Annotated in this window: 22 protein-coding genes; 6 read left to right on the forward strand and 16 right to left on the reverse strand. The window is 31.2% G+C overall.

The genetic code is table 11. The features are described from left to right. Positions 1-166: 166 nt before the first annotated feature. On the reverse strand, positions 167-532 hold the full coding sequence (locus CBF36_RS08840; protein ID WP_125958097.1) for an ACT domain-containing protein: 366 nt from the start codon (positions 530-532) through the stop codon (positions 167-169). A gap of 566 nt (positions 533-1,098) precedes the next feature. Beyond that, positions 1,099-1,455 carry a MerR family transcriptional regulator gene (locus CBF36_RS08845; protein WP_125958098.1) on the reverse strand — a complete coding sequence of 119 codons (357 nt, stop codon included), beginning with the start codon at positions 1,453-1,455 and terminating at the stop codon, positions 1,099-1,101. An 82-nt stretch (positions 1,456-1,537) separates the two neighbouring features. On the opposite strand from CBF36_RS08845, the gene CBF36_RS08850 reads away from it, so the two are divergent. From CBF36_RS08850 to CBF36_RS08860, 3 genes are all read left to right on the forward strand, one after another. Beyond that, positions 1,538-1,909 carry a carboxymuconolactone decarboxylase family protein gene (locus CBF36_RS08850; protein WP_125958099.1) on the forward strand — a complete coding sequence of 124 codons (372 nt, stop codon included), beginning with the start codon at positions 1,538-1,540 and terminating at the stop codon, positions 1,907-1,909. Positions 1,910-2,490: 581 nt separating this feature from the next. Next, entirely contained in the window at positions 2,491-2,922 is a 432-nt protein-coding gene (locus CBF36_RS08855; protein ID WP_125958100.1) for a LytTR family DNA-binding domain-containing protein, read from the forward strand. Further along, entirely contained in the window at positions 2,919-3,365 is a 447-nt protein-coding gene (locus CBF36_RS08860) for a DUF3021 domain-containing protein (protein WP_125958101.1), read from the forward strand. Before CBF36_RS08855 ends, CBF36_RS08860 begins: the two co-directional genes overlap by 4 nt. 411 nt (positions 3,366-3,776) lie before the next feature. Here the strand turns inward: CBF36_RS08860 and CBF36_RS08865 are convergent, their stop codons facing one another. Both CBF36_RS08865 and CBF36_RS08870 read right to left on the reverse strand, forming a co-directional pair. Then, positions 3,777-4,034, reverse strand: a complete 258-nt coding sequence (locus CBF36_RS08865; protein ID WP_125958102.1) for a DUF3977 family protein — start codon at positions 4,032-4,034, stop codon at positions 3,777-3,779. Positions 4,035-4,126: 92 nt separating this feature from the next. Next, positions 4,127-4,933 carry a hypothetical protein gene (locus CBF36_RS08870; protein ID WP_125958103.1) on the reverse strand — a complete coding sequence of 269 codons (807 nt, stop codon included), beginning with the start codon at positions 4,931-4,933 and terminating at the stop codon, positions 4,127-4,129. 448 nt (positions 4,934-5,381) lie between these two features. Between CBF36_RS08870 and CBF36_RS08875 the strand changes: the two genes are divergently transcribed. Beyond that, the gene (locus CBF36_RS08875) at positions 5,382-5,678 is read left to right on the forward strand and encodes a GyrI-like domain-containing protein (RefSeq protein ID WP_125958104.1); all 297 of its coding nucleotides are present in this window, start codon (positions 5,382-5,384) and stop codon (positions 5,676-5,678) included. 142 nt (positions 5,679-5,820) lie between these two features. On the opposite strand, the gene CBF36_RS08880 is transcribed toward CBF36_RS08875, so the two are convergent. From CBF36_RS08880 to rbsR, 8 genes are all read right to left on the reverse strand, one after another. Next, on the reverse strand, positions 5,821-6,048 hold the full coding sequence (locus CBF36_RS08880) for an LPXTG cell wall anchor domain-containing protein (RefSeq protein WP_165865443.1): 228 nt from the start codon (positions 6,046-6,048) through the stop codon (positions 5,821-5,823). 36 nt (positions 6,049-6,084) lie between these two features. Then, positions 6,085-6,768, reverse strand: a complete 684-nt coding sequence (locus CBF36_RS08885; protein ID WP_125958106.1) for a hypothetical protein — start codon at positions 6,766-6,768, stop codon at positions 6,085-6,087. Positions 6,769-6,798: 30 nt separating this feature from the next. Next, positions 6,799-7,338: a hypothetical protein gene (locus CBF36_RS08890; protein WP_207854494.1), complete on the reverse strand. Its 540-nt coding sequence runs from the start codon at positions 7,336-7,338 to the stop codon at positions 6,799-6,801. Between the two features lie 18 nt (positions 7,339-7,356). Next, positions 7,357-9,684, reverse strand: a complete 2,328-nt coding sequence (locus CBF36_RS08895) for a hypothetical protein (RefSeq protein WP_125958108.1) — start codon at positions 9,682-9,684, stop codon at positions 7,357-7,359. A gap of 410 nt (positions 9,685-10,094) precedes the next feature. Beyond that, positions 10,095-10,973 (reverse strand): ribose/proton symporter RbsU, encoded by an 879-nt coding sequence (rbsU, locus tag CBF36_RS08900; RefSeq protein WP_125958109.1) that lies wholly within the window; start codon positions 10,971-10,973, stop codon positions 10,095-10,097. A gap of 31 nt (positions 10,974-11,004) precedes the next feature. After that, positions 11,005-11,400, reverse strand: coding sequence for a D-ribose pyranase (gene rbsD, locus CBF36_RS08905; protein WP_125958110.1), 396 nt, complete (start codon positions 11,398-11,400; stop codon positions 11,005-11,007). Further along, positions 11,400-12,314: a ribokinase gene (gene rbsK, locus CBF36_RS08910; RefSeq protein ID WP_125958111.1), complete on the reverse strand. Its 915-nt coding sequence runs from the start codon at positions 12,312-12,314 to the stop codon at positions 11,400-11,402. The genes rbsD and rbsK overlap by 1 nt, the downstream gene beginning before the upstream one ends. 95 nt (positions 12,315-12,409) lie before the next feature. Then, positions 12,410-13,402, reverse strand: a complete 993-nt coding sequence (rbsR, locus tag CBF36_RS08915) for a ribose utilization transcriptional repressor RbsR (protein WP_125958112.1) — start codon at positions 13,400-13,402, stop codon at positions 12,410-12,412. A 101-nt stretch (positions 13,403-13,503) separates the two neighbouring features. Between rbsR and CBF36_RS08920 the strand changes: the two genes are divergently transcribed. Next, entirely contained in the window at positions 13,504-13,710 is a 207-nt protein-coding gene (locus CBF36_RS08920) for a hypothetical protein (RefSeq protein WP_125958113.1), read from the forward strand. Positions 13,711-13,750: 40 nt separating this feature from the next. Here CBF36_RS08920 and CBF36_RS08925 read toward each other — a convergent pair whose 3' ends face one another. Next, positions 13,751-14,323, reverse strand: a complete 573-nt coding sequence (locus tag CBF36_RS08925; RefSeq protein ID WP_125958114.1) for a GNAT family N-acetyltransferase — start codon at positions 14,321-14,323, stop codon at positions 13,751-13,753. A 92-nt stretch (positions 14,324-14,415) separates the two neighbouring features. Here CBF36_RS08925 and CBF36_RS08930 point away from each other — a divergent pair, with 92 nt between their 5' ends. After that, complete coding sequence (locus CBF36_RS08930; RefSeq protein WP_125958115.1) at positions 14,416-15,297, forward strand: helix-turn-helix transcriptional regulator; 882 nt, start codon at positions 14,416-14,418, stop codon at positions 15,295-15,297. Here CBF36_RS08930 and CBF36_RS08935 read toward each other — a convergent pair. The 3 genes from CBF36_RS08935 to CBF36_RS08945 are packed head-to-tail and all read right to left on the reverse strand — an operon-like array spanning position 15,290 to position 19,389. After that, positions 15,290-17,440 (reverse strand): transglutaminase-like domain-containing protein, encoded by a 2,151-nt coding sequence (locus CBF36_RS08935; RefSeq protein WP_125958116.1) that lies wholly within the window; start codon positions 17,438-17,440, stop codon positions 15,290-15,292. The genes CBF36_RS08930 and CBF36_RS08935 overlap by 8 nt on opposite strands. Continuing rightward, on the reverse strand, positions 17,437-18,459 hold the full coding sequence (locus CBF36_RS08940; RefSeq protein ID WP_125958117.1) for a DUF58 domain-containing protein: 1,023 nt from the start codon (positions 18,457-18,459) through the stop codon (positions 17,437-17,439). Before CBF36_RS08940 ends, CBF36_RS08935 begins: the two co-directional genes overlap by 4 nt. Before the next feature lie 3 nt (positions 18,460-18,462). Continuing rightward, entirely contained in the window at positions 18,463-19,389 is a 927-nt protein-coding gene (locus CBF36_RS08945; protein WP_125958118.1) for an AAA family ATPase, read from the reverse strand. Positions 19,390-19,480: the final 91 nt, after the last annotated feature.

Here is a 19,480-nt window from a genome sequence, read left to right on the forward strand (position 1 = left end):
TCCTTTTTATTTGGTTAGACACCTTAATTATAAAGGAAAGTGCTATTTTTTTCGTCAAAAAAAGGAACAAAATCAAAAATAATTTTGTTCCTTTTACTCTTTTTTGGTAGACTTTTGGGTCAGCCTCGTTTCAACTTGGTATAACATCAGCATAAGGGTTAAATAATTATGCTAATTGATAATTATTATTTTCTAATATTTTAATCGCCTCATCAAACTGATTTGTTTTAACTAGAATATAATCGGTGTTATAAGTCGATATAGCGAAAATACTAATGTTAGCATCTGCTAAAAGAGAAGATATTTTAGCTAATATTCCAATCAAACTAAAATCTAATACCCCTTCTATCTTAAATCCATTCCAGTTATCTTCCCGAGATATAAAATTTGAAGGTATCCTTTCAGTAGGCAGTACAACAGATAATTCATCCTCTGTTTTTCCTAAAAACAATGGTGTTACCGATAAATCAATATCAGAAATATTTTTTACTTGTATAACAGATAGTGGCATAGATAATTTTTTTATTTTCATATACGGTTTCCTACTTTTTTATAGATATAATAACACATAATCATTATCTTTAATAAATAATCTATTTTAACTAGTTATAATTTGATTTATGTTAACTAATGATTGCTAGTTATATTTTAAATACTATGTCATAATAATAAAAAAATAATTGAAAGTTGGGAGAATAATATGAAATCTGAGTATCATCAAATACTTTTCTTATCATTAATTTATAGTATTATTTATTTTCTTTCTTTAATTTTTGCGACAGGTCATGGAATAGGTTTTAAATTCGATGATAATCAAGCAATCGCATATATTCTAGTACTGATTTTGTTTTCTATTTCTATATCATCTTTTAAAATAAAAGATATAAAGCAACGACATTCAATGGTCAAATTCATAAATGTATTAATTATATTATTTATAGTACTATTCTTATCTGGAATAGTAGGTTCAAACGAAGCGATGTTTATATTCATATTCCCCATATTTATCATACCTATATTTATATTTATTTGGTCACTCCATTATTTAACCTTTAATAAGAAATATCATACATCTGACTCAGAGTAACATCGCTTATGCTACCTTTCTAACATTTTTTGATATATTTCTTCTTTTTCTTCAATAAAAGAAATATCATTTTGAATAGCTTTCATTTGTTCTTTAAGTAAAGATTTTTGTTTGTCTAACATATCCATTCTTTCCAATATTGTTTCATCCCCTTTATTTCTTAATTCCGAATAAAGCTGAATATCTTTTAAGCTCATTCCTGTTGCTTTAATTCTTTTAATAAAATTTATCCACTCAATATCTTTTTCTGAATACTCTCGGTAATTTGTATTTGTTCTTGAAGGGGTTAATAGATTTAGTTCTTCATAATAACGTAATGTAGATATGGATATATGAGTCAATTCTGATACTTTCTTTATTCGATACATAATAATTTTAATTTCTCCTTGCTATCAAGTTAACTTGAAGGTTTATAGTAATAGTATTATAACAAATAAAGGAGATTTTATTATGAAAAACACAAAATTTAAAATTGGGTTAAAAAATTTACAAATAATTGATGGAACTGCTGGAGAAAAAGTAATTAATAATTTAGAATCCATTGCACCTTATGTTGGGCAACATATTATCGAATTTGCCTTTGGAGAAATATACGAATCTGACGTTTTAAATTTAAGGGAACGAGAAATAATTACTGTTGCTTGTTTATTAACTCAGGGGGATACAAAAAATCAGCTTATTGTACATATTAATGGCTGTTTAAATGTTGGCTTGACACAAGAAGAAATTATCGAAATATTTACCCAATGTATTCCTTATGTTGGTTTTCCTAAAGTATTAAACGCAATCTACACCGCTCAAGAAGTTTTCGACTTATCATAAGATGGTTTATGGTAAGTTTACCAAAGTTTAAATAAAACTAGGTATTATATTTTATTATCACGAAATAGATTAAAGCCCTCAGAATCAATTTGGAGGGCTTTATCTTTCGTATAAAATGAATGTATCTTTCCCCAATTTAAAACTAAATTTACCATTATATCAGCCATTTTAAAAGAATCACCAAAACTCCATACAGAGCCAAATTTTATATCAGCTAAATGTTAATATTTTTTTAAACTCTTCCGAAAATATTTGTTGACCTTTATTCATATTATCCCATCTTTTCAAATGCTAATATAGCATATTATGCAACTTGGTATAATGTGACTTATGATAACTCAGACATTTTTTAACAAAAATCATAGAGTAACCAATAACCTCCAAACCAATTCTGAACTCTTTATTCTTCGTATGATGGTGACTATGTTTATCAAATAGTACCATTCTATATATAGTAAAATTAATTTAAATCTTTTGTATAGATAACCATACATCTTTAATTTTATACCATGTATCGCAATGTTATATGAAAGATGAGTATTTTATTCTATAATCAACATTGTAGAAGAAAGGAGGTTTTTATGAGAGTAAAATTTGAACAACAAAAACATTTAGAAAATAACTTAATTATAATTCAAGCAAAAGAAAAAAGTGATGAAATAGACTCAATAATAAAAGGAATAGAGAACCACAAAACTGTTTTAAGCTGTTCTCATAACGAAAAAAATATACTGGTCCCTTGCAGCTCATTCATAAGGTTTTTTTCATATAATAAGAAAATATACGGTTCTACACATGATCAAGAGTATCTTGTTAAATATCGGTTATACGAATTAGAAAATAGTTTAGATGAAAATTTTTTGAGAATTTCTAACAATGAAATTATTAACATTAATTATATTTCTAAATTAGAATTAACCAATGCGGGAATTATTATTATTTATTTCAAAAACGGGGAACAGACAAGTTCTTCAAGAAGATATTTAAAAAATATAAAGGAGCGCTTATTATGAACAAACATATTGTTTTTCAAGTATTTAATGGCTTTAAAACAGGGGTTTTTATAGGTCTGATGTTTTCGATTTTTTTCTCATTTATATATTCAGGTGACTTTTTTTCTCCTATGTCTCCAGCATTCATTGATAAATTCTCTTCTGAATTAATAGCCTTTATTATTTCAGTATTTTTATGGGGTGTTATTGGAGTCATTTTTACATTGACAAATTTTATCTTTACGAGTACTGATTGGAGTATTACTAAAATGACTGTTAGTCATGCGGTTATCTCGTATTGCTTGTTTTTACCCATAGCAATATTTTTAAACTGGATAAATTTATCGGTAACGAATATAGTTACCTTTACAATGATTTATCTATTTATATACGCCATACTTTGGATTATTTCTATGATTAGAGTAAAAAAAGAGATTAATAAAATTAACAAACACATTGAATAGCATAGTAATCATTCTATATTAATAGTCCATAATATTAGAATAATTTTGGATAAAAATGAAATATAGATAATCCCCTTTACAGAATATCTAATATATTTTGAATATAAAAGCCCTCATAATCAATCCTGAGGCCCCGGACTGTAAACAAAGTATCAATGAGTTTCGATACTTTGTTTTAATTTTTATTCGGTACTTTCTATCTGTCACTTCCCTGTTAGTTTTTCATATTAACACATCTAAATGAAATACTTTATAATATTTAGTTTATTACTTAATTTTCTTAAAAAGATTGATTTACTAGCTCCACCTGACCAATCAAAATATTTTTTATTAATAAACTTCCAATATGATATTCTCAAGAACACAACTATGCCACTCTCAAGTTAGATAAATAATTTTTGTTAACTAAAATTATTTATCTGACAGACCAATGACGACTTTTAAATTATTTCTTCTTTTCTTATCAAATTTAATTCCCTCTTTTTTTGAAAGTATAAATACAGATTTTAGTAGCCAGACTCTTAAATAAACTTCTTTTACATTTATTTTGACAAATCCTTTTTTTCGTTCTTCATAGTCAGAATACTCTATTTCTGTACTAACACCTAAGCCATATTTATTATTATCAAAATCTAAACCTATCTCAGTAAATATTATTGGCTTAACCATATTTTTCTCCTTTTATAGTATTCATCGTTTCATAACAAATACTATTTATGTTAATCAGCAATATCTTAATTTTTTATAAACGTCCCAAGTAATTATTTATTGATCTCTGATAAAAGAATCTCAACTTCATCAGGAAAAACATTTTCTAATCTTTTTTTCTTTAAATTTGTTTTTATTATTGTATTGATCTCTTTATCATCAATTTTAATTAATTTGTCAAAATATTGAAACCCTACAGTTGGATTTTTACTCACAATAACACTAGGTGCAAAGGATAGCCCCTTTTTTAATATTAATTTATCTTCTTTAGAAAATGTTTTCTCATCAAAATTCAAATAATAATGAAAGGATAGTTCCAATATCTTTTGAGAAAAATCTAGTTGTTCTTCTAAAATTAATAAATTTGGATGAGCAACAGTTGCTAAAAGTCCTCTAACTTCTAACGGTGTAGGATCATTAGATAAAATATCTTCAAATAACTTAATCAGGTCTCCATAGGACAATAAACCTATTCTTTTATAGCTTTCTGTCACTATTTCTCTAACACGCCAACGCTCATCATTTAATGAATCTTTTAATTTTTTCTCTATAAGTAATTGTTCTTTTCTAGAAAAGTTTTGATAGATGCCACCAAATGATTCTAATGCAGTTAAAACTAATATTATTTCAGGACTATTACCATCAATTTTAATATCAAACCAACTATTAAATATTCTATACCATGACTTTGACAATTCTTCATTTGACTCAAAAAAATTAGCAACAGTTGCAATTAATCTTAAGTTAACCATTCTTCCTGGTAAATTCGAGTTCTCAATAAGGTAATTTTCCAATCCTTTAAAATCGTTTCTCTCTAGAAATTGAACATATAATTCTTCTTGTTTTTTATGATTAGTCATTAATTTTCACCTTTTCTTTTAAATAATTTTACCATAATGATCTAAGTACAATGTTTTTTTACGTTAATTAAACAATTTTTTAGCATTTCTATTAATCTATCATGATTTGTAAAAAAACACATAAATTTCCTGATAGCCTTATTCTTTGTGGAAAAACAATTCTATTAAAAAATAGGAAAACAAATTTTAAAATGACTATTGCATTCTATTTTAGTACATATTATCGTAAGTAATAGAAAGTGACTGCAGTCCTTTCAATACATTAATTGGAAGGAATTAATTAATAATGAATTACACCGTTGAAAACTTAAAAGATAGCCATATCATTTACATGAGAAACACTGGTCCCTATCGCGATTCAAATAATTTTAAGATGATGTCAGACTTCAAAAGTTGGATAACTAATAATAATCTACAAAAAGACTTAGCCACTTATGGTATTTGAGGAATGGCTTTAGATAATCCTCAGAAAACACTTCCTGAAAAATGCCGATATGATTTAATACTTTGTACTGCCAAACAAAATACATCTCATTTTGAGGTAAAAGGACGTCAGTTTAAAGGAGGAAAATATGCTGTTTTTACCATTCCACACACAACCAAAGAGGTACAACAGTTTTGGTCTAATCTAGATATGCACATCAATGTAAACAAACTCAGCCTACGTAATCAACCCATTATTGAAAGATTTAAAGAAGAAAAAGGAGTCGATAAATTCTGTGATGTTTTAATCCCTATTCAGTAACAAAAAAATATTTCTTAGTAAAACACTTAAAGTCCCCAGAAAAATTCTGAGGACTTTTTAACATAATATCAATATGTTTGTGTCTACCTATTTTTTTACAACGAATTTAACACAACTTTTTTGTCACACACTATTTGAAAAACTAATAGGTTGATGATTTTTTCATCAAATAAATGACTAATGCAATTAATATAATCGTTAGACCCAATCCCAAAAAATAAAAATTCTCATGCTCATTTGTTTTTGGCAACACGCCATAGTACTCATGTGTTACTGATGGTTTTGGCTCTACTTTCGATGGCGACACTGATTGTAATGAATTAATTTTTTTCTGTCCAATAGTTCCCGTAATATCAATTTGACTGGACAACTTCATCACTCCTTTACAACCTCAAATGCAAATGACCTATTCCCAGTCTGAAGGTACTGAGAAAGTCAATCCCAGTGTATAGTTACTACTAAATATTCCACCTAAATCTGTCCCAATTGTTCCACCATAGTTAAATGTCAAAATATTTGTCCCTTCGTTTCCAGAGTCTGACTTTTTATCTTTTCCTTCATTATTTGCTAGTCTACCCAATTGACTTGTTAATGGCGTAACTGGGTTTCCATTAGTAATAATTTTAGTAGATGCAGTTGATGATACACCTCCTGTAGCCAATAGATTAACAACAACATTGTTAGCCTCTGTCGTCTCACTAATTTTCTTTCCACCTATTTGAGCAGCATCTGCGCTTTCAGTTAATCCATTTAAATTAACAACAACTGGTCGACCTGAATTATTTTTAATAGTGTACTTAGGGGACGTAATAGTTGAATTAGCAACAGTTCCAGCTGAATAAAAGTATGTTTGTGTTGGAACAGTGACATTAATCCATGCATCATCTCCTTCATCAATTGGAGAATCCGGTTTCGTATTATCTACCCCTAACGTTCCTTGTACTGGGATAGTGGCACTATCTTCTCCAATATACGTTCTTGACCCATCTCTTGTACCGACTGCATCACCTGTTTGATCTGCTGATACACCGACTGCTGTAAATGCTAGTACTCCAGTGACTGATAATAAACCTAATACTGTTTTCTTCATAATCTATTTCTCCTTTTCTTTTTGTTTTATCTATTTATCAACTATTAAAGTTAATAACGCTTTGACTTGTCCCTGCTTTTTTTTGGTATCTGGATTATAGATATCAAACGTTGCAGTGACAGGATAAGACCCTGGATTCAATTTTTGAGTTAATGTTGCTTCTTTAATCTCTTCTCCAGGTTGAATAGCTCCTGATTCATATACAACAGAGTTATCACTATCTAAAGTAACAACTACATTGACAGGCTGAGAATTTTGAGGAGGATTTTGAATGGCAAGTCCTCCCGTCATCGTCTCTTTATTAAAATGTGCTTCTGATATAATTCGCATATTAAAGTTACTCTTATCCACTGCTTGTTGAGCATATTTTGTCATTTCTTTTTCTGTCATCTTAGAAGCATCTTTCCCTTCAGGTAAAAAATCACCAGCTACAACAGTTGCTACTTCGGTTGGTTTATCAAAAAAAATTTTATATACGAAAAATCCTCCAATCACTAACAAGAGTAAAAGAAGCAGTAATAGTATCCATCTTTTTTTCTTCTGTGTTTCTTCTTGTTGTTTTTCTTCCATTTTAACAACACCTTTCATTTATTTAGGGTTTATCGAGAAAGCTAAAGTATAGTCTACTATTGCTGGTGTTGATGTCATAAACGGTCCACTATACGCCCCATCAAGATAGAAATGTTGTACGTTATTCTTTATATCCCAATAGGGTTGAAGCTCCAATATAGTCGGATTTATTAAATTTCCAAAATTCCACTGAATACTCGCCTCGTCAGAGTTTAGTTGTAATTGTAATGTTTTATCTTGCCAGTCGTTAGGAGAATCCGTCACAATAGTGACATTATTATTCCCCATCGGTGTCAAAACAGTTGGCATAACTTCAATAATTCGATTACTTTGGTTAACGATTGGATAAGAAATTTGTTTATTAAATGACATACCAAATTTTCCAACTGAGGTGGTATAACTAATATTGTCATCAATATTAATCAGTGTCGGCAATGTAACAGCTTGAAATGAATCAATTGTTGCCATAGTATTTTCCCATGACGTGTAGTAGGTTTGATGATTGGATTGAGAAATAATGGCTAAACGACCATACACTGTATAATCACTTGAAAAAAGTTGATCCAAACTTGCTAAGGTCGACTGATCTCCAACCTCTGTTGCCACACTTGGTAAGCTATCTAACGATGTATGAAAACTTCCAGATAAATGTGTTTGTGTAGCAACTGTTTCATCATAATTATTATTTAACGTGGCATTATCTAATACGGTACTTGTATCATTTGTTACATAGTATTGTGCTTTATAAGTATAAGTTGAGTCTAGCGAACTCGACACGCCTGTTAAGTGGCTTGTTATCTTGCTATAAGGATTTTTATTCTCATCAATCCCAGACAATCCGCTTGCTATTATCCCTCCTACTTTCACAGCAGGTTCATAAACTATAGCACTATACTTTGGTAAGTTTGATGTTAACGTTACACTGCTTGTTCCAGGTACTATTAACTCACTAACAGGTGTTGTACTGCTACCTGTTGGTGTTTTTGCTAAATTATAAATTGTACTATTTTTACTATTATTCGTTACTTTAAGACTAGTATTTGAACTATTTAAGGCTGGGCTTGTGTTCATTTGATTCAAAAATTTAATACTTGCCGTATCTTGAGTGTTTATATCAAGCGTTCCTGTCTGAAAAGGATAACCAGTTGTTATAAAATCTATCTGAGACTGATTGGCTGCTGATAGATTAAAATTAGCGCTCCCACTAAAAAAGTTGTTAGTCGAAGCGTTTGTCTTGCCTGATACCTGTATCGTTTCATAATCGCTAGAGTCACCAAAAACAGTTTGAGGATCAATATATGACAAATTAGGATCAAACAAATAGGTAAACATTGCACTTTCTGAAACAGTTAAATTAACATCATACCTTGGATAAAACATTTCTGTTTTTCCAGATTGAATAAATACCTGTGCATTCGATTCAACATTCATATTAATCGTGCTATATGACCAAATAAAAGCTAAAACAGCATTGGTTTTTTGTACAATAGCTGTTTTACTTCCTTCTTTAAAATTCATGGTTCCTGCAAATTCTGCAAATTCTTGATTACTATTACTATCGATATTTGACACAACAAATGTATTATTACCACTGAAATTCAATACACTATTACTTCCTATAACATAAAACGGTTGACCACCTATCTCAGCATAATAATGAACATCTTGTATATTTATGATATTGTTATTGGATGTACTATAACAAAAGCCATAATAGTTGCTTCTTGGAGAGTCTTTTGATCCAAAATTTATATTTTTAAATGTAATCGTCATATTGCCAGTCCCAAGTGCAAACAACCCCGCATACCCACTATTGCCCGTATAATAGATATAATGATTACCTGAACTATTTTGTGTGGTAGAGCCATCGATAATTATTGGGTTTTTACTGTTTGAAAAAGTAACCCTTGTTCCATTAGACGTAATATCTGCCATTAACTTAATATATACTGTACCCGAATTTATCGTCGGATAACTTGATGCATTTATAGTTGTCGCAACATTTGACAGTTGATTATATGTGTAAATAAGAAAAGGCGAAGACTGCGTGCCATTCCCCACCAAACTTTTCTCGGTCCTAGTAGAAGGCAACATACTTTCACTTGTGCCAGATATGGTACCATCTTGACTAGTATCTGCTGTATTCTCTACAAATGACTCACTATGAGGAACATTAGATATCTCTTGTGTAGTATCTGTTGTATCTGCTATTTCTTCATTCATTAACATATCACTAGATGAATCCATTTGAATTTGGGTAGAAGATTTGGCAAAGGTTAGATTAGACTCACCTATTACTAACCAATAAACACTTAATAAAATAATGACAGATAATATCCTCTTCACGTATTCATCCCCCCTTTTTTAAACTGAATCACACAATGAATATCTTTCTTAACTAAATTTAAACCTATTTCATCATAATAAAATCATTAAATAAACTCATACTAGTTGATAAAACGCACTGGTTTTCTAGTTTTTTACCGAATTTATGTTGTTAATATAAAATAATTCCGTTAGACTTAACGACTAATTTTATAAAATAATTCAAATACTATCAGCTTCGTTATTATATCACATTATCTTTCAAAATAAATACATTATATTAAATATTTATAACATCTATAACACACTTATAAACACATAGTCAATCTTAAAGAATATTCCTGTGATTTAAAACGAAATACATAAAAAAACAAATAAATTTTTTAAGAGACATACAAAAAAGACCTCCAAATTGAAGGTCCCAATAAAAGCTATACAATAACCGTTAATGTTGCAGCTAATAAAATAAGAATAAGCCCAACAATCGTTATTTTCATTTCTTTTGGTGTTTTCTTTTGTCCTAAGAACCAAATACCAGTTAAAGTTGCTAACACAACAGATGTCTGAGATAAAATAAATCCTGTTGCTAACCCATTCATATTAGGTTGAGCAGAAATTAAATATGTTAATGCTGCAAAAGCAAAGAAAAATCCTGAAATAATTTGTTTATAAGATACCACTTGCATCAAGGCGTTTTCTTTTTCCTTCACAGCGACAACCAAACTATAAACAACCGCCACAATTACCATCCCAATGGCTTGTGGTAAGAATGCATTCATTCCTGTAATACTAGTTTCTTGTGGTGCTGCAGAGTATAACCAATACCCAATCTCGCCAACTGCTAAAATAATCACAGCTTTTTTAATATTATTAGTATTGGCACTGTCTTTTTTTTCAGACCATACTGTCATTCTTGCCCCAATAATAATCAATACAAGTGCTAAAGCTCCAATTAATTTATCTGTCATTGTTGGCCAGTTTCCTAAATGAGCCACTCCCCATAAAGAAGCCACAATTAATTGAAAAGCTGTCGTAATAGGCATCGCTCTTGATGAGCCAACTAATTCAAATGATTTAAATGTCAAAATCTGGGCACTTGCCCAACCAATTCCTGATACAATACCTAATGTTAAATCCATACCACTTGGCAGTGTTAAATCATTGGCAAAGAATAAAATAATCGCAAAAATCAATGTTCCAAGTGTTGAACCAACAATTTGATTGACTGGTTTTCCACCAATTTTTGATGCAATAGTTGGGTATAATCCCCAACCTAGTAATGGTCCTAACCCTATTAGTAAAGCTGTCATATTTACAAAATCCCCCTGGTAAAGTTTCTAATTAAAACGTAACGCCACTTTCAAGTAAAATATTCGCATAAGGTGTCATTTCACCTGTTCGAATAAACGCATGTGTGTCATTCAATTTTCGTTTCATGTTACTATGTGGTATAAATTCTATTGGTGTATTGACAAAACGCTCTTCAATACATTTTAAAATCACTGGATTTGCCTCTTTTATCTCCTCTGCCAAATAAATTTTTTGAACTTCTAATTCCTCTAGTACATTATCCAAAACATCCAAAAAACTAGGGATGCCATTTGTAACGGCTAAATCAATTTTTTCTGTTCCAAATGGGACTGGCATGCCAGCATCCCCAATACTTAATAAATCAAAATGACCCATTTTTGAGATAACTCTTGATATCTCACTATTAATAACTGCTGACTTTTTCATTATTTTGTCTCCTTTATTTCATTTTCGAATGGTATTGATGGTTGTGCGCCATAACGTTGGACTGTAAGTGATGACGCTTTATTTCCATAATCAATTGCTTCTTCAATATTAGAAAAATCGGTTTCTAATCGACTAGCAAGAGCACCAATAAATGTGTCCCCAGCAGCTGTTGTGTCGACTGCTTTGACTTTATACGCAGACACAAATCCTGATTGATCACCAAAATTATAGTAGGCACCACGACTTCCTAACGTGATTATCACTAATTCAACACCTAATTCTTGTAGTTTTTTCGCAGCCAATTCAATTGATTGATCATCTTCTAAAGAAATCCCTGTAATCAATTCTGTTTCTGTTTCATTTGGAACAATGATATCTGTCAATTTAAGAAGTTCATTAGACATATTTTTAACAGCTGGTGCTGGATTTAAAATCGTTTTAACCCCAGCTTCTTTTGCCACTTGAAAAGCTCTCATTGTCCCACTGATAGCACTTTCAAACTGTGCAATTAAAAAATCACTTGTTTCAATGACTTGTTTGCAATCTTCCACTAAATTTTCAGTAACATGATTATTTGCACCAGCATAAATCATAATACTATTTTCTCCAGATTCGTCAACCGTTATAAATGCTTGACCTGTTGATTCGTTATCAATCGTTTTAATACCTGATACATTAATTTCCTCACCTTCAAGTAATTCAAACATTACTTTTCCGGCAGCGTCATTACCAATTGCACCAATAAAACTAGTGTTAGCTCCAGATCGTTTACTTGCTACTCCTTGGTTAGCACCTTTACCACCACCCGCAGTAAAATGCTCAATCGCATGAATGGTTTCACCCGGCTTAGGCATTTCTTTAACTCTTAACGTTGTATCCAAATTAATACTTCCAATAACAGTGACATGATTCATTACACGTTCCTCCTATTTTCTTTTTAATTAAAACGTTTTAGTAAAACGTTTTAATTTTGCTTTCGAAAAAAATATAGCACACTTTGAAATAGTTTTCAAGGGTGTGCTACCGATAATCTTTTAATTAATTTAACTGGTAAAATTATTTCAGTCTCATCCATTTCAGGGGACTCTATACGTTGAATTAGCGTATTAGCTGTTTTTTGACCAAGTTCAAAAATAGGTTGAGACACGGTTGTCAGTGATGGGAAAACATATGAGCTCATTTCTATGTCATCATATCCAACCACACTATAATCTTCTGGAATTTTTTTTCCATAATCATTTAATCCAGTATAAACACCAAAAGCTATCTCATCATTTGCCGCAAAAATAGCTGTCGCATCAGTAAGCAGAATATCTGACACACGTTTCTTCCCACTGGCTTTTGATAACTCGGTTGAGAAGTGAATCACTTGACCTAAAAAATGATTAGTAAATCCTTCCAAGCGTTTTAAAATATTTTGACTAGGAAATTCAGGAAATAATGCTACCACAGTATGATGCTCCATCTCATTTAAAAGCTCAGCTACCAATTTTCCGCCTAAATAATCATTTGTCTTAATTGAATCCATGGTTTGACTCGTTGATTGTCTATCTAGCTCAATCACTGGAATATTTTTTAAAGCATCTTGTTTCACCAATTCGCTCATAGATACCCCAGAGCTTGCCACAATCAACCCATCTACACCACGATGATTTAATGCTTCTAACGCTTTAATCCCTTTGTCATCATTTGTGTCGACATTACATAAAATCGTCATAAAATCAGATTTAAATAAAACTTCTTCTATCCCTTTTACTAACGTAGCAAAAAAAGGATTGGTAATATCCGGAACAATAATTCCTATTGTCTGACTTTTTTTCATAATCATTCGTCTAGCAAAATAATCTGGTGCATACCCTAAATCATCTCTTGCTTGAAAAACTTTCTTTACTGTATCAGGATGAAATTGTTGTTGTTTTCCGTTTAAAATTTGAGACACCGTCGTGATGGATACTCCTGATTGTTTTGCCACATCTTTTATCGTAATTTTCTTTTTTGTCATACTGTTCTTCCTTTACATCTTAAGCATTTTAATCAATATGATTGTTATTCCCACTAAAAATATGATACCCTTGATAGTATATAAAGTTAAGGAGAATGTTTATGGGATGTCACTGTAAAAAAAGCTTACCATCAAAAATATTAATCGCCATTTCTCTAATCATTATGACATTATTTAATAATACGTCATACAGTCAAGTTGCTTTTAAAATTGGTGGAGTAATTCAAATCATTGGTATTGTATGGTTTGTTGTTGTTTATTTTTTAAATCGTAGAAAAACTTGTCAAATAAAAATAGATAACACCTAGCGTTTGCTTTAACAAGTAAACGCTTTTTATTTTAATTAATTTATAATAAATGACGGTTCATTTCAACATATTCATCATACGTCATACCGTATTTTACAATTTCTACTAAGGGTTCACCTTTAAAATTAAAATAATAGTCTTTCCCCCAAGCATTCATCCCAATTTTTTGCATAACTTTTCCTGAATTAATATTGTCTTTATGATGTGTAGCATAGACAACTTTTAACTTCAAATCTTCAAAGGCCAGTTGCATCATCCTTTGAGCGACTTCAGGCATAATACCTTGTCCCCAATACTCTTTTGACAAGGCATAGCCTAGTGTAGCTGAATCTTCATTTATCGTTAGCCAATCAATTGTTCCTATTAATTTTTTGGTTTGTTTTAATTCTATTCCCCATTTAGTTAATCTGTCCGGAATAAAAATATTAGCTATCGCTTCTTTAGTCTCTTCTTTTGACTCATGTGTCTCAAATTTTGTATATTTCGTCACGTCTTTGTTTGAACAGTATTCATACATATCGTCGACATCTAATAGTGTGATTTTTCGCAAAAAACATCGCTTAGTTCCCATAATAGTATTTTCAGTTAAAATTAAGTTTTGCGATTTTTTCATATGACTCACTCCATTCAAATTTTTAGCAAGATTGGTCAATTTTTTTTAATTCACCTATGATACACTTTTACTAGAAAAGGAGGTCATCTTAAATGAATTACTCCCTCTATATCAAACAAGCGATTTCCTATATTCAACAACACCTAAATAAGGATTTAACGCTTGACATCATTTCTGATCACATTGGGTACTCACGTTATCATTTTCACCGGTTATTTAAAAAAGAAACAGGACTATCTCTATATGACTATATCCAACAACAGCGCTTAGTACAAGCTTCTATGCTATTAAAATACACCAACCTACCTATTTTAGAGATAGCCTATCAATCACACTTTCACTCACAAGAAAGTTTTACACGTGCTTTTAAAAAAATATTTCATTTACCACCGAAAAAGTATCGAACACTTAATCAAACCATAACATGCAAAGGAGAGATTTTTATGTCACAACAATCATCTAATATTAACGGTTGGTTTAAATCAGGTTCTGCTAGTGAAAAATACGATATGACCATTGATACCTCTGTTTCACATATTCGTCCGCAGTCAGCTAAATTATTTTCTATAGCAGACAATTTCGAAGAAGAAGAATTTGGAACTATCATGCAACAATTTAAGGCCCAATCGTTTATTGGAAAACGTGTAAAATTTTCTGCCTTTTTAAAAACAGAATTACTTACAGGTTCAGCTGGTCTATGGGTAAGAGTGGATTCAAAATATTATGATATGCTTGCTTTTGACAATATGAAAGATCGATTAATTACAACTACTACTGACTGGAATTTTTATTCATGCGTTCTTGATGTCCCTACTCAAGCCGATATCATCAATATTGGTATTTTACTAATGGGAAAAGGACAAGTTTGGATTGATTCTTGTCAATTTCAAGAAGTCCCCTTAACAGAAAACATCACAGAAATATCACCTAGTCAATTTGTCCCTGATTTTCCTGAACACCTAGATTTTAGCTAGGTGTTCTCTTTTCTTCCACTATTTGTTTTGATAGCCTCAATACGTCATTTATTTGCAATGAATCTAGTCTCATATCTTTTTCCTGTCCATAAACAATCTTTTCGTATTGTTTCGTAAACTCACTAAATGTGGTTCCTATCTCTATCATTGCAGAAGACACATCAGCTGAATATTGGCTTAAAGAGACGCTATCTTGACGTGTTAATAGCGTTTCTAGTTGTCTTAATAACAACGTATACACTTTTGTAAACGGCCAATGTAGTACGTGTATAACAAACCATAGACTAATAACATATCTATATTTTATTCCCACTATTAAGCAGACTACTGCAACAAGTCCTATGATGACTTTCATTATCCATGTCATCACACGTTGATTATCCTCGAAAAATTTCGATATTTTACGCCAAATACTTTCTTTATTCTGTTTAGTATTCACTGTTAATGACTCAGTTGATGAGGTACTTGTTGATGGTTGCATATTATCCTTATTTTTCTCACTAGAAGATGGACTAGTTTCTGTTGTATTGTTTTCAGTCTCATTGTTTTGAGTTCCTGCAAAGCTAGGTGTTGGTTCAAATGGTACCCAACCACTTCCCTCAAAATAAACTTCTACCCAAGAATGGGCATCTGAATTTCGAATGTTATAAATCGTTTCATTTTGTGTTTTTTCTCTTATTTGACCTTGACTAAACCCTTTTGCCCAACGTGTTGGAATACCGATACTTCTTAGCATCACACTCATAGCGGTTGAAAAATTATCGCAATAGCCAACTTTTGATTCAAATAAAAAATATTCAACATAATCTGAATTTTCAGGTGTATGCCTTGCAGCAGATTTTGAATAGTGATATTCTGTCGACATTTTTAGATAAGATTCGACTGCGTTAACTTTGTCATATAATGTTTTCTTCCCTTTTGTTATTTCTAATGTTAAGTCTTGAATTTTTTGGGGAAAATTTTCTGGCAATTGAAGATATTGTTCATCTGGTACCACAATATCAGCTTGCTTTAACTGACTTTCATCATAATTTGGTGTAGCTATAATCATTGAGATATCTTGATAATCAGGTACCTTATTCATATTAACTCGCTGCGTTGTGTCATAATACTTAAATGTCACATTCCCTGGATTTTCAGGAATCTCAATTTTACCATACGATAACGGAAGATAGGTATTTCTATTATAAAAATGAAGGGTTACTTCTTCTGGTGTGTTGTATTGACCAGTATAGCCTTCTGGTTCAATGGTAAGTGAGGTAGCCTCTTTATACGTTGGTATACCCGAATCAGTGTTTTCCCACCCTTTTCCTGTGTAAGTCATCTTACTATCTACTCGCCAATATCTTGATGTTGCTTGCCTCACATCAAATACTAAACTATCATCATCCTTTATCGGTCCACCTAACACACTATCGTCTTCACCAAAACCTGATGTGGCCATAAAGCGAAATTTTTGTGCGTTGATATACTCATATAACCCCTTCTTATCTAATTCTTTTCTTAAAGGTGCACTAGCACTAATTAATGTATTTTTAATCTCTGTTGACTGCATGTATAGACTAGAACCTGTTACTAAGCCAACTAAAGCTAGACTAATAAAAAAAGAGGGGGTTAACAATTTATCACTACTTATAATGACTCTTTCTAACAGATAAATACTCACAATGACTAGTATTGGCATTGTCACTGACATATCGTTAAATTCATTAAGTAACAATAAATAGCCCACAAAAAATAACATCTGTGGTGTAATCGTTTCGCTCGATATTTGCCACTCAACAATTAAAATACTTACTAACAAAATAATCGACATCATAACTAATGAATAATGTTCTGTACTTTGTGCCGTCGCAAATCCAGCCAAGCTACGAATCCAATCTGTTAAGAAAAAAGTAAAGGAATAAACATAACCAGAAAATGATAGGCTATACAAACACATTAAATAAACTGGAACATAAAATAGCAATCGAATAATAAAGTAAGGAACCGCTCCTGCAACGATTGATAAGCCACCAATAAACAACCAAATAGTTGTGGTATTTTCAACATCAAATACTAACGCTACCTGACTTAACGCTACAGAAAATGATATGATGGTAAGAATAGATAATAACCATTTTTCTTTTAATCGCTTAATCATTCTACCACCTCACTCTTCTTCAATTCTTCGTAAGTGATAACTTGAATGTCAACTTGCTCTATATAAGCCTCAACTTCTTTTTGAATAGAGTTAGTCATTTCTGGTATAAATAATATCACGGATTGATTATCCTCTATTAAAATTGATGATAAATTTGTTGACTCCTGCTTTTTCACCTCAGAAAAAGCCATTATATCTGTTATTTCTATACTGTTTTCATCATGATTAGCAAAATAAAATGACACTGGTTTATTTTCTAATTCTTTATATAAACTGAAAAAAACATCTAACATTTTTTCAAAATAAAAACTTTGTTGTGGATAAAACACAAACACAGGTTGCTCTTGTTCTTCCTGCTTAAATTCTTTTACCATAATTTCTTGATGTTTTGTCGATAATTTCCAATCGACTTGTTTCATAGAATCGCCATATGTGTAAGGTCGATACCTTTTAATATCATAAGAAACTTCCCCAATAGAAGTCTCTGTTTGTCTTTCTTCAATCAGAGACAATAGTGATGATGTATTGAGTAATTTTGGTAACACGGTCCAATCAATGGCTATCTTAGATATTTGTTGTTGGTAAAAAAAGTAAAAGAAATCACTTGATTCAACTAAAACATCTAGTGTCTCATACTTTCCTCTTTTATTTGCTTGCCAGTCAATCGTGATGACTTTTTTTTGCCCGGTATACCCATAAAGATAAGTCGTTAGTTCTAGATCTTCTATTGTAATCTTTAATACTGGAAAAAAAACAAATCCTGAAGTCTTATTTTGAATGGTCATCTCGGTACGAACGCTATCTTCTCTGTTGGCTAATAAATACGTCTCCAACGATATATTCAAACAAGATAGTTTCGCTAATTTTAAACTAATCAAAACACATAAAAATGTCACGAACATAAAACTAAGTAAAATCCATCCGATTGTCGTTAAGAAAATTAACGTGTATAGCAATATCATTAAAAATAATAGGATATATTTTACTAGATTCAGTTTATTTTTCACCTTATCAGACATAACTCACCTCTTAATTGGGATAGTTGTTTTGTCGACTATCTCCTGTAACATATCGAACTGACTTTCTGAATTCTTACGTTTAAATTTTAATCTGTGTGAAACAACATACGGAAAGACGTATTGGATATCATCTGGCAAAACAAAATCACGTCCATTAATCAACGCATAAGCTTTTGCACAATGAATAAAATCCTGACTTCCTCTAGGACTAACACCTAATTCAATGGCTGGATGTTTTCTAGTTGCTTCAATTAGTTTTAAGGCATAAATCGCCAATGATTTGTTGACTTTAACCTGTCTTGCAGCTTGTTTTAATTGAAGAACATCTTCTAAATCAATGACTGGCTGAACCTCAATTTCAGATCTATCTTCTCCAAGAAGTAGCGATAATTCATCTTCCAATGTAGGGTACCCCATACTTAGTTTCATCATAAATCGATCTAATTGTGCTTCTGGCAAATGATATGTTCCTTCTGAGTCAATAGGGTTTTGAGTTGCCAGTACAAAAAAGCAATCGGATAACTGATACGTCTTGTTATCTATCGTCACCCTTTTTTCAGCCATTGCTTCTAATAGGGCGGCTTGGGTTTTCGCTGTAGTCCGATTGATTTCATCGACTAAACAAATCGTCGTAAAAATAGGGCCAGGATGAAACACAAATTGTTGATCCGCCATATCAAATATCGAAACGCCTAAGATATCACTCGGTAATAAATCTGGTGTGGCTTGAATTCTCGAAAAATCTGTTTGAATGGTTTTAGCTAACGTTTTCACCAACATGGTTTTTCCTGTTCCTGGAACATCTTCAAATAAAGCGTGTCCTCCAGCTAAAAGACAGGTTAGCGTTAACTTAATTACCTCTTCTTTTCCTAAAACAACTTTTTCTACTTCATTAATCACTTGATTAATTTTTCTAATTGATTGCTCCATTTTTCTATTCCCCTTTAGCCATTTATTATTAATATATCATATTTTATAAATAGTAAGTATTTTTTTACAAAGTCTACATAAAATTTATAGG

Origin of the sequence: Vagococcus bubulae (assembly GCF_003950315.1) — a bacterium.
GTDB lineage: Bacteria > Bacillota > Bacilli > Lactobacillales > Vagococcaceae > Vagococcus > Vagococcus bubulae.

Coding starts and splice junctions, on each gene's coding strand:
- CBF36_RS08840 (WP_125958097.1), bottom strand. CDS start 532: ATGAAAATAAAAAAATTATCTATGCCACTATCTGTTATACAAGTAAAA.
- CBF36_RS08845 (WP_125958098.1), bottom strand. CDS start 1,455: ATGTATCGAATAAAGAAAGTATCAGAATTGACTCATATATCCATATCT.
- CBF36_RS08850 (WP_125958099.1), top strand. CDS start 1,538: ATGAAAAACACAAAATTTAAAATTGGGTTAAAAAATTTACAAATAATT.
- CBF36_RS08855 (WP_125958100.1), top strand. CDS start 2,491: ATGAGAGTAAAATTTGAACAACAAAAACATTTAGAAAATAACTTAATT.
- CBF36_RS08860 (WP_125958101.1), top strand. CDS start 2,919: ATGAACAAACATATTGTTTTTCAAGTATTTAATGGCTTTAAAACAGGG.
- CBF36_RS08865 (WP_125958102.1), bottom strand. CDS start 4,034: ATGGTTAAGCCAATAATATTTACTGAGATAGGTTTAGATTTTGATAAT.
- CBF36_RS08870 (WP_125958103.1), bottom strand. CDS start 4,933: ATGACTAATCATAAAAAACAAGAAGAATTATATGTTCAATTTCTAGAG.
- CBF36_RS08875 (WP_125958104.1), top strand. CDS start 5,382: ATGGCTTTAGATAATCCTCAGAAAACACTTCCTGAAAAATGCCGATAT.
- CBF36_RS08885 (WP_125958106.1), bottom strand. CDS start 6,768: ATGAAGAAAACAGTATTAGGTTTATTATCAGTCACTGGAGTACTAGCA.
- CBF36_RS08890 (WP_207854494.1), bottom strand. CDS start 7,338: ATGGAAGAAAAACAACAAGAAGAAACACAGAAGAAAAAAAGATGGATA.
- rbsU (WP_125958109.1), bottom strand. CDS start 10,973: ATGACAGCTTTACTAATAGGGTTAGGACCATTACTAGGTTGGGGATTA.
- rbsD (WP_125958110.1), bottom strand. CDS start 11,400: ATGAAAAAGTCAGCAGTTATTAATAGTGAGATATCAAGAGTTATCTCA.
- rbsK (WP_125958111.1), bottom strand. CDS start 12,314: ATGAATCATGTCACTGTTATTGGAAGTATTAATTTGGATACAACGTTA.
- rbsR (WP_125958112.1), bottom strand. CDS start 13,402: ATGACAAAAAAGAAAATTACGATAAAAGATGTGGCAAAACAATCAGGA.
- CBF36_RS08920 (WP_125958113.1), top strand. CDS start 13,504: ATGGGATGTCACTGTAAAAAAAGCTTACCATCAAAAATATTAATCGCC.
- CBF36_RS08925 (WP_125958114.1), bottom strand. CDS start 14,323: ATGAAAAAATCGCAAAACTTAATTTTAACTGAAAATACTATTATGGGA.
- CBF36_RS08930 (WP_125958115.1), top strand. CDS start 14,416: ATGAATTACTCCCTCTATATCAAACAAGCGATTTCCTATATTCAACAA.
- CBF36_RS08935 (WP_125958116.1), bottom strand. CDS start 17,440: ATGATTAAGCGATTAAAAGAAAAATGGTTATTATCTATTCTTACCATC.
- CBF36_RS08940 (WP_125958117.1), bottom strand. CDS start 18,459: ATGTCTGATAAGGTGAAAAATAAACTGAATCTAGTAAAATATATCCTA.
- CBF36_RS08945 (WP_125958118.1), bottom strand. CDS start 19,389: ATGGAGCAATCAATTAGAAAAATTAATCAAGTGATTAATGAAGTAGAA.